Origin of the sequence: Apibacter sp. B2966, from assembly GCF_011082485.1 — a bacterium.
In the GTDB taxonomy this organism is placed as follows: domain Bacteria; phylum Bacteroidota; class Bacteroidia; order Flavobacteriales; family Weeksellaceae; genus Apibacter.
This window is the reverse complement of the sequence record NZ_CP049714.1, coordinates 2,252,110-2,267,371: the sequence shown is the minus strand read 5'-3', so window position 1 is coordinate 2,267,371 and position 15,262 is coordinate 2,252,110. Positions and strand designations below refer to the sequence as shown.

Genomic DNA, 15,262 nt, shown 5'->3' with positions numbered 1-15,262 from the left:
TTTTTACTATCCTCCGTCTCCGAAATATTATGGTTTTCCGGTTAGCTCTTTTACTTTTTCTAACCGTTTGTATTTTTCATATTCAACATTGTAATGTTGGTGATTTTGTTCGTTAGGATAGTAAATTGTTGAAATTCCCATTCCCATTTTTTCTTGAGCATGTTCCAATTTAGAATAAATTCCGGCGGTTACAGCTGCACACATCGCCACTCCTAAGGCACATGCTTCCCTGGTTGCTATAACTTTTATAGGCTTGCCTAGAACATCTGATAAAATTTGCATAACATAAGGAGACTTTTGAGAAATTCCTCCTACTGCGATAATTTCCTCAATTTCAATTCCATTGTTTATAAATTGTTCTACAATAGCTCTTGAACCGTATGCGGTTGCTTCTACTATGGATTTATATAGTAATGGAGTACTGCTGGATAATGCCAATCCTGTGATAGTCCCTTTCAATTCATAGTCAACATTGGGCGTCCTTCTTCCATTAATCCAGTCAGTAGCTATAATATGGCTGTCTTTTGCCGGTATGAGTTTTGCTTGTCTGGCCAATTCAGGAATCATTTTATCATAAACTTCCTGTATTACTTTATCTTTGGTTTCTTTATCTATGTATTCGATTTTTGCAAATATTTCTCGCAAGGGCCACATTAATACTCTTTTAAACCAAGCATAATAATCCCCGTAAACGGATTGTCCTGCTTCATAACCTACCATTCCGGGAATTATGGAATCATCTGCCTGGCCGGATATGCCCGGAATTAACGGGTTATTTTCACTTTTAGGCCCTACAATAATATCACATGTGGATGTCCCGATAATTTGAACAATAGCTTTATTTTTTACTCCCGCTCCAATTCCTCCTGCATGGGCATCTATGTTTCCGGCAGCTACTTTAACTTCTGTGGTTAATCCTAATCGGTTAGCCCATTCTTCTGATAAATTTCCTATCGTTTCTACACAGGTATACACTTTTTTTGAAAAGGTGTCTACAATTCCATCTAAAACGGGATCTAATTCTTTAAAAAATTCATTAGGTGGATATCCTCCCCATTCTTTATTCCACAACACTTTAAATCCGGCTGTACATATATTTCTTTTTAAATCTTCCGGTTTTTTTACCCCTATAATTAAATTGGAAAGCCAATCACAAGCATCTACAAAAGAATGCCCGATTTCTTTTATTTTGGGATCTTCTCTGAATATGTGAAGGGCTTTAGCCCAAAAATGCTCTGCAGAGTAATTTCCACCTCCTCCTGAATATCGGGTATAATCGGTATGCCATTTTTTGGAAAATTCGTTGATATGCTCGCAATCTTTTATTCCTGTATGATCTTTCCATAAGATAAACATCCCGTTGGGATCATCTAAAAAGTCTTCTCGTAAAGCTAAGGGGGTACCTTCTTTATCTACTACTACCGGAGTAGAGCAGGTAACATCTATTGCCAATGCTTTAACTCTTTCTTTTGCTACCGGAACTGTTCTAACTACTTCATTAATTATATATTCTAATACTTCAACATAGTCTAAGGGATGGTGCCTGAATTGGTAATTTACCGGATCGCAGTACATACCTTTTTTCCATCTCGGATATTCTTTTACTGAGAGTGCTAATTCTTCGCCGGTTTCAGCATCCATTAATATGGCTCTTGCTGAATCAGTTCCGTAATCAACACCGATTACTAAATTGTTTGAAATGCTCATCATTTTTTTGTTTATTCAGTTGGTTTATAGTAATTATTTGTTTTTTTCTTGTCCATAATAAGCATTCGCGCCATGTTTTCTTTCGTAATGTTTATGGATCAATGCTTCTTTCAATCTTGGGGCTTGGGGATTTATTTGCCTTGTTAAATAAGCCATTTTAGCTACATTTTCTAACACCGCACTGTTGTAAACTGCTTTTTCAGCTGTTTTACCCCACGTGAAGGGCGCATGGCTTCCTACCAATACCATTTCCATCTCTTTATGACTTAATTTTTTTTCTTTAAGAATATTGAGAATCTGGAAACCTGTTTGGTATTCATAGTCTCCTTGGATCATTTCATCACTCATAGGCGGAGCACAAGGTATATCAGATATGGTATGATCTGCATGGGTTGTACCGAATATGGGGATATCCAATAAAGATTGCGCCCAAGCGGTAGCATAGGTGCTGTGCGTGTGTACAATTGAGTTAACGTCTTTCCAATGTTTGTATAAAACGGCATGGGTGGGTGTGTCTGATGAAGGTCTTAGTTTTCCTTCGACCACTTTACCGTCAAAATCAACCAGTACCATGTCATCAACCTTTAACTTATCATAGGGCACTCCGCTAGGTTTAATAGCAAAAACTCCTTGATTGTGATCTGCGACACTTACGTTACCCCAGGTAAATAAAACTAAATTCAATTGGGGTAATAATTTATTGCCTTCGAATGCTTCTTCTTTTATTTGAGCATATTTTTTCATAGCTTTATTTTATATGTGAATATTCAATCAGGTTGCCTAATACCTCTATGCTCGGCAAGACAATATCCAATTCAGGATCAGCTTTTTCTGCATCTTCCAACGTAGCTTCTCCGGTTAGTACCAATACTCCGAAAGCTCCGGCATTATGAGCCATCATCATATCTGTGTAAATGCGATCTCCTACCATAGCCACTTCATCCGGCTCTAAATTTTTCGCTGACAATATTCCGTCTAACATTTCTTTTTGTGGTTTACCCAACACAATATCCGGTTTTCTTCCCGTAGCGGTTTCTATAGATGAACATATAGAAGCACAATCAACTAAAACTACCGGTTTGTCGGTCGGACAAACTTTATCGGGATTGGTTGCTATATAAATTTTTCCTTCTTTTGCCCACCAAGCTGCTCTGCATAATCTTTCATAATTTAAAGTCATATCAAAAGCAACAATTAACGCATCGGGCTCATCTTGTGCCGAGTCTTCAGTAGATATATATCCTGCCTTATTAAATTGTTTAATCATACTGGGGGTTCCCAATATGAATAATTTTTTTATTTGGGGATGTTTGGCTTTTAAATAATCTATGGTTGCTACTGCGGATGAGTACATTTCTTCTTCTGAAGCATCAATTCCTAATCCTTCTAATTTTTGCAGGTAGTCTGAAATACTTTTAGACGGATTATTGGTAAGAAATGAATAGCTTATGCCTAATCTTTTAAGCTGATTTAAAAAGCTTACTGTATAGGGGAATAGGGTTGAGCCATTGTAAATAGTTCCATCCATATCAAGAGCTACATGCTTCAGCTTTTTTACTTTTTCTAAAAGAACATTTGAAGTCTTTTTTATATCTGTGATATAATTATTCATACAATTTATATTTAAAAGATATAAAGGATGAACATGTAATTTTTCTATTACATGAATATCCTTTTAATTTATTTTCCTTTTAATGCTCCTTTTTCGCTGAATAATTCTTCAATCCATTGATCAAAATATCCTGCTCTGTAAGCAAAGTCTAAAATTGTATATCTGCTTCGGATTTTATGTGCTCTGTAAAAACTATCTTTGAGTCTTTTTCTGGTAATACCGATTTCTTCCGGTTCAACAGGTGCTCCTACGGCTTCCAATCGTTTTTTTGTTTCCTCAAAAGGTATAACTTGATTTCTTAGTTTTTCTTTTAATTGCGGCCAATTCTTTTTAATTTTATTTAACTGCTCCCTTAATTCCTCTTTGGTAACGTATTTATCTGTAGTTTGGGCCACAGCAAAGGGATGTATTTCAGTCCCTGCAAACATTTCGTCTATCTCTTTTAATTGAGCTTCCAGGGTCGGCCATTTTTCAACTGCCGCTTCAACATCAAGCCTGTCTATAGATTCTTTTAACATTACTTCATACAAAGCGGTAATTGCTAATGTACCAATACCTACTTTAAATCCATGCGATGGAGCTTGTTCATCTTGATTAGGATATAAACCGAATTTTTTAGCCATTTCTCCTTTGAATGTGTGATGCTCCATATCCCAAAGATGGCTGAATTGATGTTCTGAACCGGATGCCGGACGGCTTACTCCTGCCCCCCATGATTCCATGGATTGCATGGCGAAACCGCCTAGCATTAATCCTTCTGTTAATAATTCAATAGCTTTTGGATTTCCATTTTTTGCTCCTGCCGGATCTTGCAATGCCTCAGCCAGTCCATCTTGTACTATATTCCATGCACTAGTCATGGGCTCAATACCTTTTTTAGGATGATTGGGATCGGCTAATTCTGCAGCTAAAATCCAATCTGCTCCGGATACTACTTTAGCATATAAATCGGCATATCCGGAAGCGGTCATCAAAGGGGGAGCAGCAGCAATAATATCAATATCAGCTACTAAAGCTTTAGGTGCTTCACAGGCATGAGTGATTTTTGCTCCTTTGTTGGTTATGGATGCTCCTGCCGAAGAATATCCATCCATGGATGCAGCAGTAGCAACACACATATACGGTCGTTTTAGTTCGGAACTTGCTCGTTTCGTAAGATCGTTTATAACTCCTGAACCAACCGCAATAGGTGTTACGTCTTTATCTTTTAAATAATCTCTTATTTTCTCTACAAATATATAATCTGCATATAAATTAGGATCATCTAAAATATACGGTTCTTCTCCTTCCAATCCGGCTTTTTGTAATGCCTCATGAACTTTTTTTCCTGCTACTCTATAGGTATTAGGATCTGCTATAATAATTGCTTTTTTTCCGGGAAATTGTTCCTTAAATATTTGCGGTACATCCTTTAAGATATTGGATTCTATTTCTAGAAACTTTGTTTCAGTAGCTTGTTTTAAAGCTGATTTAATGCTTTCTTTAGACATTTTATTTTTTATTTTTTGTGGTTTGTGATTGATATGGTCTCTTATTTAAGTTTAAAGTTTTTTAGAGTCTTCTAAAAACTTGGCTAATCCAATATCGGTTAATGGGTGTTTTAGTAAATCAAGTATGGGAGCTAAAGGAGAAGTAATTACATCAGCTCCTATTTTCGCACAATTGATAATGTGCATGGAAGATCGTATGGATGCGGCTAGTATTTGGGTAGAATAACCGTAGTTATCGTATATTTCTCTTATTTCAGATATCAGGTTTAAACCGTCTGTTGATATATCATCTAATCTTCCTATAAAGGGAGATACATAGGTAGCTCCTGCTTTTGCCGCAAGAAGTGCCTGACCGGGTGAGAAAACTAAGGTACAATTAGTTTTAATTCCTTTATTTGAAAAATATTTAATGGCTCTTATCCCATCATGGATCATAGGAACTTTAACAGTTATTTGCTTATCAATTTCTGCTAATTCTTTTCCTTCTTTAATGATTCCTTCGTAATCGGTTGAAAGTACTTCTGCACTTACATCTCCATTTACGATTTCACATATTGCTTTATAATGAGCATATATGCTGTCCTTTCCTGTTATTCCAACTTTTGCCATAATGGAGGGATTTGTGGTAACTCCATCAAGAACTCCTAGATCCTGAGCTTTTTTAATTTGCTCTAAATCTGCTGTATCAATGAAAAATTTCATTTTTTTATTTTTTATGGTTTTATAATTGATTTGATTGTTTTAAAACATATTGTCCGGTTTTTATTTTAATTAAAATAACCTTTAACTAATACGTATAGTCCTGCAGCAAGTAATCCCCCTACTATTGGAGCAATGGAAGCGTACACAATTCCATATCCCCAATCACTATCTCCTTTGCCTTTTAAAGGGAGGATTTGATGAACTAATCTAGGCATTAGATCTCTGGCAGGGTTTAAAGACCATCCGGTAACCCCTCCGTAAGCCATACCGATTGCAAATATCATAAATCCGGCAGGTAATGCTCCTAAAGATCCAAATCCTACCATCGAATGAGTAAATTGAGGAATACCTGTTGAATTTTCAATAATTACTCCTCCATGATTGGCACTCATGGATAGTCCTATAAATACTAAGAAAAAAGTACCTATTGCTTCAGCCGAGAAATTCTGAATTGAGTTATTTTTTCTAATAGATGCATTGGTTGCAAAAACGCTTAAAAGTTTACTTGAATCTGAAGATGTAGCAGTTAAATGACCTCTATATACAAATGAAACAAGCAGAGCCCCTAAAAAACAACCGATAAATTGCGCTGTTATATACGGAAGAACAAATTTGGGATCTAAAACTCCTGCGGCCCATTGTGCTATGGTAACTGCCGGATTGAAATGCCCACCCGTATCAAATGGAGAAGAAATAATTACCGACATAGCTACAGCAAAACCCCAGCCAAGTGGCCCGCTTAATGCAGCCTTATTACCTTCTCCGTATGATTTGTCCAAGGTAAGATTCATACTTATCCCACATCCTAAGGCAATTAATGAAAAAGAACCTAGTAATTCTCCTATAAATTTTATTGCAATGACTGAATCCATAATCTTTGATTTAGTTTTGATTTATAATTTTATTTTTTTGAGCTTTGTGTTTTATATAATTAAAACGTAACAAATGTATTTACTAAATCGAAACTAAACAATAATAAAACAAAATTTTTTTTTATAAATATTAAAATAATTTTAGTATAAAAATAGATTAAATAGAATTAATTTATTATCTTTGTTATTGATTGACAATTATTTATATATTAATTTAATTATTTTCAATATCGAAACTAATTATGTTACATTCTTCTGACAATTCAAATATTTTCGTAAATTTGAATCATAAAGTATTACATTTAATTTCATCCATGTCATTATATATCTACCTATGAAGAACAATAACATAAATAATATAAGACAACAGGAAATTTTAGAAGAATTAAATTTCAATCATTATGTTTCTGTAACTGAATTATGTAAAAAATTAAATGTGTCTGCCGTTACCATTAGAAAAGATTTGACTCATCTGGAGAAAATCGGTAAATTATACAGAACCCACGGCGGAGCAACTCGAGAATCTTTTATTGTTAAGGAAAGACATGTTAATAAAAAGGAAACGCTACAGGTTGAAGAGAAATCGAAAATAGCCAAAGCGGCTCTTAATTTTATTGAAGATAATGATTTTATTACGATTTCATCAGGAACTACCACACAGATGGTTGCTCAGGTAATTGAAAATAATTATACTAAGTTAACCATTCTTACCTCTTCTTTAAAATCAGCTATGCTATTATATGGTAATCCAAATTTTGATGTAATACAACTGGGAGGAGACGTTCGAACTAAGTCAGGGTCTGTTATGGGTCCTTATGCTGAATTAATGATCAGTAATTATTCTTGCAGTAAACTTTTTATTGGCGGCGATGGAGTCGATTTTGATTTTGGACTTTCTACTTCAAGTACTATGGAGGCTAAAATGAATCAATTGATGATTCAAAATTCCGAAAAGGTTATTGTTTTAGCAGATTCTACCAAAATTAGTAAAAGGGGATTTGGTAAAATAACTGATTTAGATAAAATACATGTCTTAATTACCGATGAAGGCATTAAAAAAAGAGACGTTGAAAGATTCGAAGATTTAGGTATTGAAGTCGTTATTGCACGATAAAATAAACCGGCTTTACTATCAAAAATTAGGTTAGGATATTATGGAATTATCTGAATCTTTGACATCATAATCTCCAATTTTCTCCCTTCTCAATTTAGTCAAATACCCTCCAACTCCTAAGCTTTGTCCAAAATCGTGAGCTAATGAACGGATATAGGTCCCTTTACTGCAATGGACTAAAAATTCCACATAAGGCAGATTAATGTTAGTGATTTTAAAATCGTATATGGAAATTTCACGAGAAGGAACTTCAATAGCTATTCCTTTCCTTGCAAATTCATACAATCTTTTCCCATCTTTTTTTACGGCGGAAAATACCGGAGGTTTTTGACTAATGGATTCCCCTATGAAATCCTGTACTGCCTCTTCAATATCTTTAATTTGTAAATGATTGTATTCTTTAGGGTTACATTCCTCTGTTTCTAAATCATAGGAAGGAGTTTCTACTCCTAATTTAATTTCTCCGGAATAGATCTTGGATGCATCTTGAATTTGCTGAATTTGTTTGGTTGCTTTACCAACGCATACAATTAATAAACCGGTTGCTTTGGGATCTAATGTTCCCGCATGACCTACTTTGATTTTCTTTAAATTAAATTGCTTTTTTATTTTCCATTTAATTTTATTTACTATATCAAATGAAGTCCAATCTAACGGCTTATCTATTAAAAATACTTTACCTTCCAGTAATTCATCTAAATTCATTCATTCCTAAATTTAAAAGCAAATATAAACAACTAATATTTTAAGTCCATTTTTGAATATTGAAAAATATCGTAATTTTGCAAAAAGCAAATCAACCTTGTTGCTTCTATTTTTTATAGAAGAGGAAAGTCCGGACACCAAAGGATATCGCAGCGGGTAATGCCCGTCCATCGTAAGATGAGGACCAGTGCAACAGAAAGGAAGTACAGTTCGGCTGTAGTGAAATCAGGTAAACTCTGTGAGGTGCAATGCTATGTATACCGGATTTATAAGGGCTATCCGTCCGATGCCGGGGGGTAAGCAGATTGAAATAAGGAGTAATTCTTATTCTAGATAAATAACAAGGCTTTTCAGTAATGAAAATGACAAAATCCGGCTTATTGATTTGCTTTTTTTTATTTGTATATGTATAAAATAAGCATGGATTTTATCCTATCCATTCATTAACATGTTCTCCTAATCCCATACTTATAGCCTTTGCTGATATGGTAAATGTTTCAGTAATCGAGGATCTACCTAATCCTAAGGAATCAAATTTTTCTTTATATTTTACTACATAACCGTCTGTAAAATTTAATTCTTTTAAAGGGGTGTTAGAATCCTTTTTTGTAAAGACTACTTTGCCATTTTTCTTTTCATAGCTATTAGTCATCCATTCAAAAAAACGAGTTTCATTAGTTGATCTTAAAGTTATCTCAATTCTTCCTCCTCTAATTTGTGCTGATGGTCGCCCGGTTGGATCTGTTTCTTGCGCTAATGAATAATTTACATTGATAATATTATATTTTCTTCCGGCTACCTCTAATCGTGCTCTAAATGACATAATAATAATGATTTTTAGTGAATTTTTCAAATTTTACAAATTTACGTATTTGAAAGTAGATAGTATTTTTCCATTAGTTAAATGCTTGTTAAAAATAAATAGCCCTATTTTGATAAACTTTATCTCTATATAATAAAAATAAACGGAAATTAATTCTCATACTGTTCTATATTTTAGCTTCTATTTATAACAATAAAAAAAAGAGATATTATAAATATCTCTTTTTTTTATAATTTAAATTTTTCCTAATTATTTCTCAATTAAAACATTTCCTGTCATTTCTGAAGGAATCGGTAAGCCCATTAATGTTAGAATAGTAGGTGCTATATCTCCCAATTTACCTTGTTTTAAATTGTATTTTTGATTATCAACTACAATTAAAGGTACTAAATTAGTAGTATGTTGAGTATTAGGTGAGCCGTCTTCGTTCTTCATTTTGTCAGAATTTCCGTGATCTGCAATAATCAGAGTTGTATATCCATTTTCTAACGCTGCTTTACAAATATCTCCGGCACATTCATCTACTACTTCTGCTGCTTTAACTGCTGCTTCAAATACTCCGGTATGTCCTACCATATCCGCATTGGCAAAATTGAGACATACAAAATCCACTTCTTTTTTTTCTAATTCAGGAATAATAGCATCTCTTATATCATATGCAGCCATTTGTGGTTTTAAATCATATGTTGGCACATCTTTAGGAGATGGGGCTAAAATTCTTTTTTCATTTTCAAATACTTTTTCTTCTCCTCCTGAAAAAAAGAATGTCACATGTGGATACTTTTCGGTTTCGGCAATTCTGATTTGTTTTAAAGCTGCATTTGCTATCACTTCACCGATTGTATTTTTAATCGTATCTTCTTTGAATATGACATGAATGTTTTTGAATGTTTCATCATATTCCGTCATAGTAACGAAATATAAATCCAATTTTTTAATTCCAACTTCCGGATGGTCATGTTGAGATAAAACATCTACTATTTCTCTCGGTCTGTCGGTACGGAAATTAAAACAGATCACCACATCTCCTTCTTGTATTTTGGCTACCGGATTGTTATTTTCAGTTACAACGATAGGCATAAGAAACTCATCGGTAATTCCGTCTTCATAAGATTGTTGTATAGCTTGTAAAGGATCTTCTGTTTTATTTCCTTCAGCATTTACCATTACATCATATGCTATTTTAACTCTTTCCCAACGTTTGTCTCTATCCATAGCATAGTATCTGCCTACAATAGAAGCTAATTTTGCATTGTTATCTTTGCAAAATTCGATCGTATCTTTTATAAAACCTTTACCACTTTGAGGATCGCAATCTCTCCCATCGGTAAAAGCGTGTACAAAAACATTAGGTACATTCGAAGAGTTTGCCGCTTCTACTAGTGCTTTTAAATGGCTTATATGAGAGTGAACACCTCCGTTGGATACTAACCCGATGAAGTGTACCGGTTTATTATTTTGTTTAGCATACTCAAATGCTTTTTTTAATTCTTCTTCATTTCCTAAGGTTCCGTTTTCTACGGCTAAATTAATCTTCGTCAAATTTTGATAAACCACTCTTCCTGCACCTAAATTCATATGCCCAACTTCTGAATTTCCCATTTGACCTTTAGGTAATCCAACATCCAATCCATAAGTTACTAAAGTGGTATTGGAATATTTTTGAAAACAGCTGTCCATAAAAGGTGTATGAGCATGGTCAATAGCAGATACACTTTTATCTGTGGCTATTCCCCATCCATCCAGAATCATTAAGATTACTTTTTTATTCATAATTTATTATTTTTTGTAAAATTAATCTATTTTTATGCGTATTTTTAATTTTAAAGTTACTGAATTTTTATGATTTTTGTTGAATATATATTGATAATCCATTCTTTTTTCTAATAAAAAAAGACTTGGTAATCAAGTCTTTTATATATTTAATAATTCATGATCTAGTGTTTATTCAACGGTAACAGATTTTGCTAAATTTCTAGGCTGATCTACATTAACCCCTCGCAATACAGCTATGTAATACGCTAACAATTGTAAAGGTATAACGGATAATAGCGGTGTAAAGCATTCTGAAACATCAGGAATTTCAATGGATTCGGTTACCATATCTTTAACTACGGTATCGCCTTGGGTAACAATTGCAATTACTTTTCCTTTTCTTGAATTAATTTCCTGTATATTACTTACAATCTTTTCATAATATCCTTTTTTAGGTGCAATGACAACAACCGGCATATTTTCATCAATTAAAGCTATAGGCCCGTGTTTCATTTCTGCTGCCGGATATCCTTCTGCATGGATATAAGATATTTCTTTTAATTTTAAAGCACCTTCTAAGGCGATAGGATAATTATAACCTCTACCTAAATATAAGAAGTTTCCTGCTCCAACGTATTGCTCTGCAATCTTTTTAATTTGATTTTCTGTATTTTTGATCACTTCTGCTACCCTTTCCGGTATAGTTTCCAACTCAATGATTAGACTGTTGAATCGCTCTTTACTTATGGTACCTTTGTGTTTAGCTAATTTAAGTGCTATCATTGCCAATAGGGCAAGTTGAGCAGTAAATGCTTTGGTGGAAGCAACACCAATTTCCGGACCTGCATGAGTATAAGAACCGGCATCAGTTAAACGTGCTATTGAAGAGTCGATAACATTACAAATACCGTAGATGAATGCCCCTTTTTCTTTTGCTAATTTTAATGCAGCAATTGAATCTGCTGTTTCTCCTGATTGAGATATTGCAATAACGATATCTTTATCTGTTATTATCGGATTTCTGTATCTAAACTCAGAGGCATATTCTACTTCAACCGGTATTCTGGCTAAATCTTCAATAAGATATTCTCCAACCAAACCGGCATGCCAAGAAGTTCCACATGAAATAATTATTATTCTTTCTGCATTTAAAAATTTTTCTTGATAATCCCATATTCCCGCCATTTGAATTATGTCTTCATCTACTAATAGCCTTCCACGCATGGTATCCATAATAGATCGGGGTTGTTCGTGGATTTCTTTTAGCATGAAATGTTCATAACCTCCTTTTTCAATCTTCTCTAAACTTGTTTTTAGTTCATGAATTTGGGGATTTACTTTAGAATTATCTTTTATTTTATATACATCTACTCCTTTTAGAGTTATGGTCGCCATTTCTCCGTCTTCAAGATAAACAACCTCATTGGTAAACTCAATGAAAGGAGAGGCATCTGAAGCTATGAAATATTCATTTTCACCTATTCCTATTGCTAAAGGACTACTTAATCTTGCTACTACGATTTCTTGCGGTTTATCTACTTCCATAACTGCTATGGAATAAGCACCTACAACTTCATTTAAAGCATATCTGACAGCTGTTGATAAATCTACGTTTTGTGTCTCTTGCATATACTGTATCAAGTTCACTAATACTTCTGTATCGGTTTCACTTTTAAATGTATATCCTTTAGAGGTAAGCATTATTTTTAAAGTTCCATAATTCTCAATAATACCGTTGTGAATAATTGCTAATTTTCCGTTATTTGATATATGAGGGTGTGCATTTATATCACTGGGAACTCCATGGGTAGCCCATCTTGTATGGCCTATTCCTACGGTTGCTTCTGAGTTTAAATCTTTACATTTAGCTATTAAATCGGATACTGAACCTTTTGTTTTTCTTAATTCAAAGGCTCCGTTTTCATTTAAAACTATGCCCGCACTATCATAACCTCTATATTCTAACCTTTTTAAACCGTTTAATATGATGGGTAAGGCTTTTTTATTTCCAATATATCCAGTTATTCCACACATAATTTAATGTTTTTATATTTTTCTATATTAAATATATATTTAATTTTTAGTATAAAGTATTTCTAATCTTAACTTTTTATCTCCTGAATTTTTATTACCATAAAAAGTTAATCGGAAAGGTTCATAAGCTCTTGTCGTCTTTGAATATCCTAAATATTCATTACTGTTGGTAGAACGGGTTATAAAATTACCCATTTCTACAAGTATTTCATCATTAGGTTTATTTTTTTCTACGATATCTTTGATTTGTTTGGTAACGTTCAGTGTATAATATTGGGGATTAGTTTCAAAATCGTACTTTGGATTAAAGAAATAACCCGCTAAACCGGAATAAAAAGTTAAATCAGGCAAAAACTTCTTTTGTGTATAATTATATCCGTATATATAATCAGGTTTTGACTGTACATTTTCTGTAAGATAAAATTTCAATTTTGCTCCCGTAATAGCCCAATTGTGATTTTGTACCGAATCTTTTATTGCTTCTAATTGTGAATCATCTAATTTAAGATGAATGGAAGGCCCTCCCATACCTTGTAAAAATAAAATGGATTCACCTGACAGCTTATCCGGATTCTGCATTTGCTGCTTAAATTGGGAACTGGCAGTATTACGATTATAAAAGTTATATTCTCCTACCATTGAATTATAGGCCGAATTCATGGTAAATGAATAAGTTGCAGGTGTAAAATTATCTGATGATTGATCTTTATATCTATAATAAGCAATTAAGGTCATTTTGCTTACCGGGAAATTGAACATGAATTTAGAATTTTCATCGACCGGTTGTATTTTAATTCCTTTAAAATACTGAATAAATCGTGAATTATCACTAATATTTGCACTTCCTTTTTTACTGAAAAAATATTGGTAGAAATAATCGGGATCTAATTTTATTCTATATCCGGCAGCAGTAGGTTCTGAAATAACTTTTCCATCACTTGTTTTTACCGATATACTGGTCAGTGAATCCCCTAATAGTGCAGTTCCTAATTTATCGCCAACATCAACTGTTTTATTGGAATAAAACTTAGAAGAGGTTGATTCCAAAAATGTATTAATCCTATTTACATTAACTTCCATGGAATTACCTGCTTTACCTAAATAGGAAGCTAATGTATATTTTTTAACGTATTTTATCGTATCGACACCACTGGTACTTCCGGGATTTAAAATGATTTTCTTTTCTTTGTAAGAAGAGGAATTGAACGCCGGATTGAGGCTTAACACAACAGAATCGACTTGCTGGATAGTCCCTTTGATTTCATCGGCTGTACTTAGTCTTACTTGAATATTAAAAGAGGCTTTTGATTTCCCAAAAGTATTATCTTCATAAATACCGATCAATCCACTTCCTAGAGTGTTATAATCTGCTCGAATAGTATCGTTGTTAGAGATATTATACGCAACCAGATCAACAAATGTTTTATTTCCTTCTAATTTATCAGGTATTAGATTAGCTCCAATATCTGTTGTATCATTTTCACAACTTAATAAAAAAAAGGTTGAAAGTAAAGTTAGAGCTAATAACTTTACTTGAGACTTAAATATTTTCATAGTTGTTTTACTCTTGGATCTTTATTTCGCTGGTGACGTGATAAATTTCTTTGACATCTTCATTTTGAATAAAATCAAATTTAGGATTGCTTGATTGTTTAAACATGTCTTCCAATTCGTCAATTAAAACTTCTTCGCCTTTTACAATAGTGTCGGATCCTTTCATGGCTTCTTTGATAATACTTACGTATTTGTTATCAGTTAAGTAATTTAATTTACTTGTATCTATATTATCAAATTCCAAAATATCTTTAAGATTATTGCTGAAAATCCCGTTACTTCCTTGGTTATAAACCGATGTGATCACTTTTATATCACTGAAGAATGCATCATTAGCATAATTAGTTTTCAAATAAATTGGTAAAAAGCTGGCCATCCATCCATGTAAATGAATGATATCGGGTATCCAATTTAATTTTTTTATTGTTTCTAAAACACCTTTGGTAAAGAAAACAGCCCTTTCATCATTATCTTCAAACCATTCATTTGCTTCATCTTTATAGGGAGATTTTCTTTTGAAATATTCATGATTTTCAATGAAATAAACTTGCATCCTTTCTCCCGGAAGTGAAGCTACTTTAATAACCAATGGCTGATCAAGGTCATTTATAATCAAATTCATACCTGATAGCCTGATTACCTCGTGAAGCTGAAATCTTCTTTCATTTATTTGCCCGAATCTAGGCATAAAGATTCTAACATCATTTCCTTGTGCAAACATTTGTTTGGCTAAATTGTAAACTCCTGATGAAATCGGATTTTCGTCAAAGTATGGTACTAATTCTGAAGTAACGTGAAGTATTCTTTTTGAACTCATTATAAATTGAAGGCTGATTATAATTTAACAAAGTTACAAAAAATTAATCAAACTGTAGTAAGTTTGCATTTTAAACC

The 15,262-nt window shown here is 33.3% G+C and carries 13 protein-coding genes and 1 other RNA gene; 2 read left to right on the top strand and 12 right to left on the bottom strand.

Annotated elements, in window-relative coordinates; genetic code table 11:
- Positions 1-27: 27 nt before the first annotated feature.
- The 6 genes from G8C43_RS09685 to G8C43_RS09660 form a co-directional block, all read right to left on the bottom strand.
- Positions 28-1,707 (bottom strand): ribulokinase, encoded by a 1,680-nt coding sequence (locus tag G8C43_RS09685; RefSeq protein ID WP_166005655.1) that lies wholly within the window; start codon positions 1,705-1,707, stop codon positions 28-30.
- A 33-nt stretch (positions 1,708-1,740) separates the two neighbouring features.
- On the bottom strand, positions 1,741-2,451 hold the full coding sequence (locus tag G8C43_RS09680) for an L-ribulose-5-phosphate 4-epimerase (RefSeq protein ID WP_160543055.1): 711 nt from the start codon (positions 2,449-2,451) through the stop codon (positions 1,741-1,743).
- Between the two features lie 4 nt (positions 2,452-2,455).
- Entirely contained in the window at positions 2,456-3,319 is an 864-nt protein-coding gene (locus G8C43_RS09675) for an HAD-IIA family hydrolase (protein WP_166005654.1), read from the bottom strand.
- 68 nt (positions 3,320-3,387) lie between these two features.
- On the bottom strand, positions 3,388-4,809 hold the full coding sequence (locus G8C43_RS09670) for a sn-glycerol-1-phosphate dehydrogenase (protein ID WP_166005653.1): 1,422 nt from the start codon (positions 4,807-4,809) through the stop codon (positions 3,388-3,390).
- A 51-nt stretch (positions 4,810-4,860) separates the two neighbouring features.
- Complete coding sequence (fsa, locus tag G8C43_RS09665) at positions 4,861-5,511, bottom strand: fructose-6-phosphate aldolase (protein WP_166005652.1); 651 nt, start codon at positions 5,509-5,511, stop codon at positions 4,861-4,863.
- Between the two features lie 65 nt (positions 5,512-5,576).
- On the bottom strand, positions 5,577-6,383 hold the full coding sequence (locus tag G8C43_RS09660; protein ID WP_221411568.1) for an MIP/aquaporin family protein: 807 nt from the start codon (positions 6,381-6,383) through the stop codon (positions 5,577-5,579).
- A gap of 334 nt (positions 6,384-6,717) precedes the next feature.
- Here G8C43_RS09660 and G8C43_RS09655 point away from each other — a divergent pair, with 334 nt between their 5' ends.
- Positions 6,718-7,497, top strand: a complete 780-nt coding sequence (locus G8C43_RS09655; protein WP_105296954.1) for a DeoR/GlpR family DNA-binding transcription regulator — start codon at positions 6,718-6,720, stop codon at positions 7,495-7,497.
- A gap of 30 nt (positions 7,498-7,527) precedes the next feature.
- On the opposite strand, the gene truB is transcribed toward G8C43_RS09655, so the two are convergent.
- The gene (gene truB / locus G8C43_RS09650) at positions 7,528-8,202 is read right to left on the bottom strand and encodes a tRNA pseudouridine(55) synthase TruB (protein ID WP_166005651.1); all 675 of its coding nucleotides are present in this window, start codon (positions 8,200-8,202) and stop codon (positions 7,528-7,530) included.
- A gap of 83 nt (positions 8,203-8,285) precedes the next feature.
- Between truB and rnpB the strand changes: the two genes are divergently transcribed.
- An RNA gene (gene rnpB, locus G8C43_RS09645) (RNase P RNA component class A) lies at positions 8,286-8,598 on the top strand.
- Between the two features lie 31 nt (positions 8,599-8,629).
- Here the strand turns inward: rnpB and tssD are convergent.
- From tssD to G8C43_RS09620, 5 genes are all read right to left on the bottom strand, one after another.
- Positions 8,630-9,025 (bottom strand): type VI secretion system tube protein TssD, encoded by a 396-nt coding sequence (tssD, locus tag G8C43_RS09640; RefSeq protein WP_160543050.1) that lies wholly within the window; start codon positions 9,023-9,025, stop codon positions 8,630-8,632.
- A gap of 249 nt (positions 9,026-9,274) precedes the next feature.
- Positions 9,275-10,798: a 2,3-bisphosphoglycerate-independent phosphoglycerate mutase gene (gene gpmI, locus G8C43_RS09635; RefSeq protein WP_160568239.1), complete on the bottom strand. Its 1,524-nt coding sequence runs from the start codon at positions 10,796-10,798 to the stop codon at positions 9,275-9,277.
- 171 nt (positions 10,799-10,969) lie between these two features.
- Positions 10,970-12,814, bottom strand: coding sequence for a glutamine--fructose-6-phosphate transaminase (isomerizing) (gene glmS / locus G8C43_RS09630; protein ID WP_166005650.1), 1,845 nt, complete (start codon positions 12,812-12,814; stop codon positions 10,970-10,972).
- Positions 12,815-12,853: 39 nt separating this feature from the next.
- On the bottom strand, positions 12,854-14,368 hold the full coding sequence (locus tag G8C43_RS09625; RefSeq protein ID WP_166005649.1) for a DUF4270 family protein: 1,515 nt from the start codon (positions 14,366-14,368) through the stop codon (positions 12,854-12,856).
- Positions 14,369-14,375: 7 nt separating this feature from the next.
- On the bottom strand, positions 14,376-15,185 hold the full coding sequence (locus G8C43_RS09620) for a glycogen/starch synthase (RefSeq protein ID WP_160543046.1): 810 nt from the start codon (positions 15,183-15,185) through the stop codon (positions 14,376-14,378).
- Between the last annotated feature and the right edge of the window lie 77 nt (positions 15,186-15,262).

Excerpts from the sequence above, each read along its gene's own strand:
- truB (WP_166005651.1), bottom strand. The coding sequence starts at position 8,202 with ATGAATTTAGATGAATTACTGGAAGGTAAAGTATTTTTAATAGATAAG.
- G8C43_RS09660 (WP_221411568.1), bottom strand. The coding sequence starts at position 6,383 with ATGGATTCAGTCATTGCAATAAAATTTATAGGAGAATTACTAGGTTCT.
- glmS (WP_166005650.1), bottom strand. The coding sequence starts at position 12,814 with ATGTGTGGAATAACTGGATATATTGGAAATAAAAAAGCCTTACCCATC.
- tssD (WP_160543050.1), bottom strand. The coding sequence starts at position 9,025 with ATGTCATTTAGAGCACGATTAGAGGTAGCCGGAAGAAAATATAATATT.
- fsa (WP_166005652.1), bottom strand. The coding sequence starts at position 5,511 with ATGAAATTTTTCATTGATACAGCAGATTTAGAGCAAATTAAAAAAGCT.
- G8C43_RS09675 (WP_166005654.1), bottom strand. The coding sequence starts at position 3,319 with ATGAATAATTATATCACAGATATAAAAAAGACTTCAAATGTTCTTTTA.
- G8C43_RS09670 (WP_166005653.1), bottom strand. The coding sequence starts at position 4,809 with ATGTCTAAAGAAAGCATTAAATCAGCTTTAAAACAAGCTACTGAAACA.
- G8C43_RS09625 (WP_166005649.1), bottom strand. The coding sequence starts at position 14,368 with ATGAAAATATTTAAGTCTCAAGTAAAGTTATTAGCTCTAACTTTACTT.
- G8C43_RS09685 (WP_166005655.1), bottom strand. The coding sequence starts at position 1,707 with ATGAGCATTTCAAACAATTTAGTAATCGGTGTTGATTACGGAACTGAT.
- G8C43_RS09680 (WP_160543055.1), bottom strand. The coding sequence starts at position 2,451 with ATGAAAAAATATGCTCAAATAAAAGAAGAAGCATTCGAAGGCAATAAA.
- G8C43_RS09620 (WP_160543046.1), bottom strand. The coding sequence starts at position 15,185 with ATGAGTTCAAAAAGAATACTTCACGTTACTTCAGAATTAGTACCATAC.
- G8C43_RS09655 (WP_105296954.1), top strand. The coding sequence starts at position 6,718 with ATGAAGAACAATAACATAAATAATATAAGACAACAGGAAATTTTAGAA.
- gpmI (WP_160568239.1), bottom strand. The coding sequence starts at position 10,798 with ATGAATAAAAAAGTAATCTTAATGATTCTGGATGGATGGGGAATAGCC.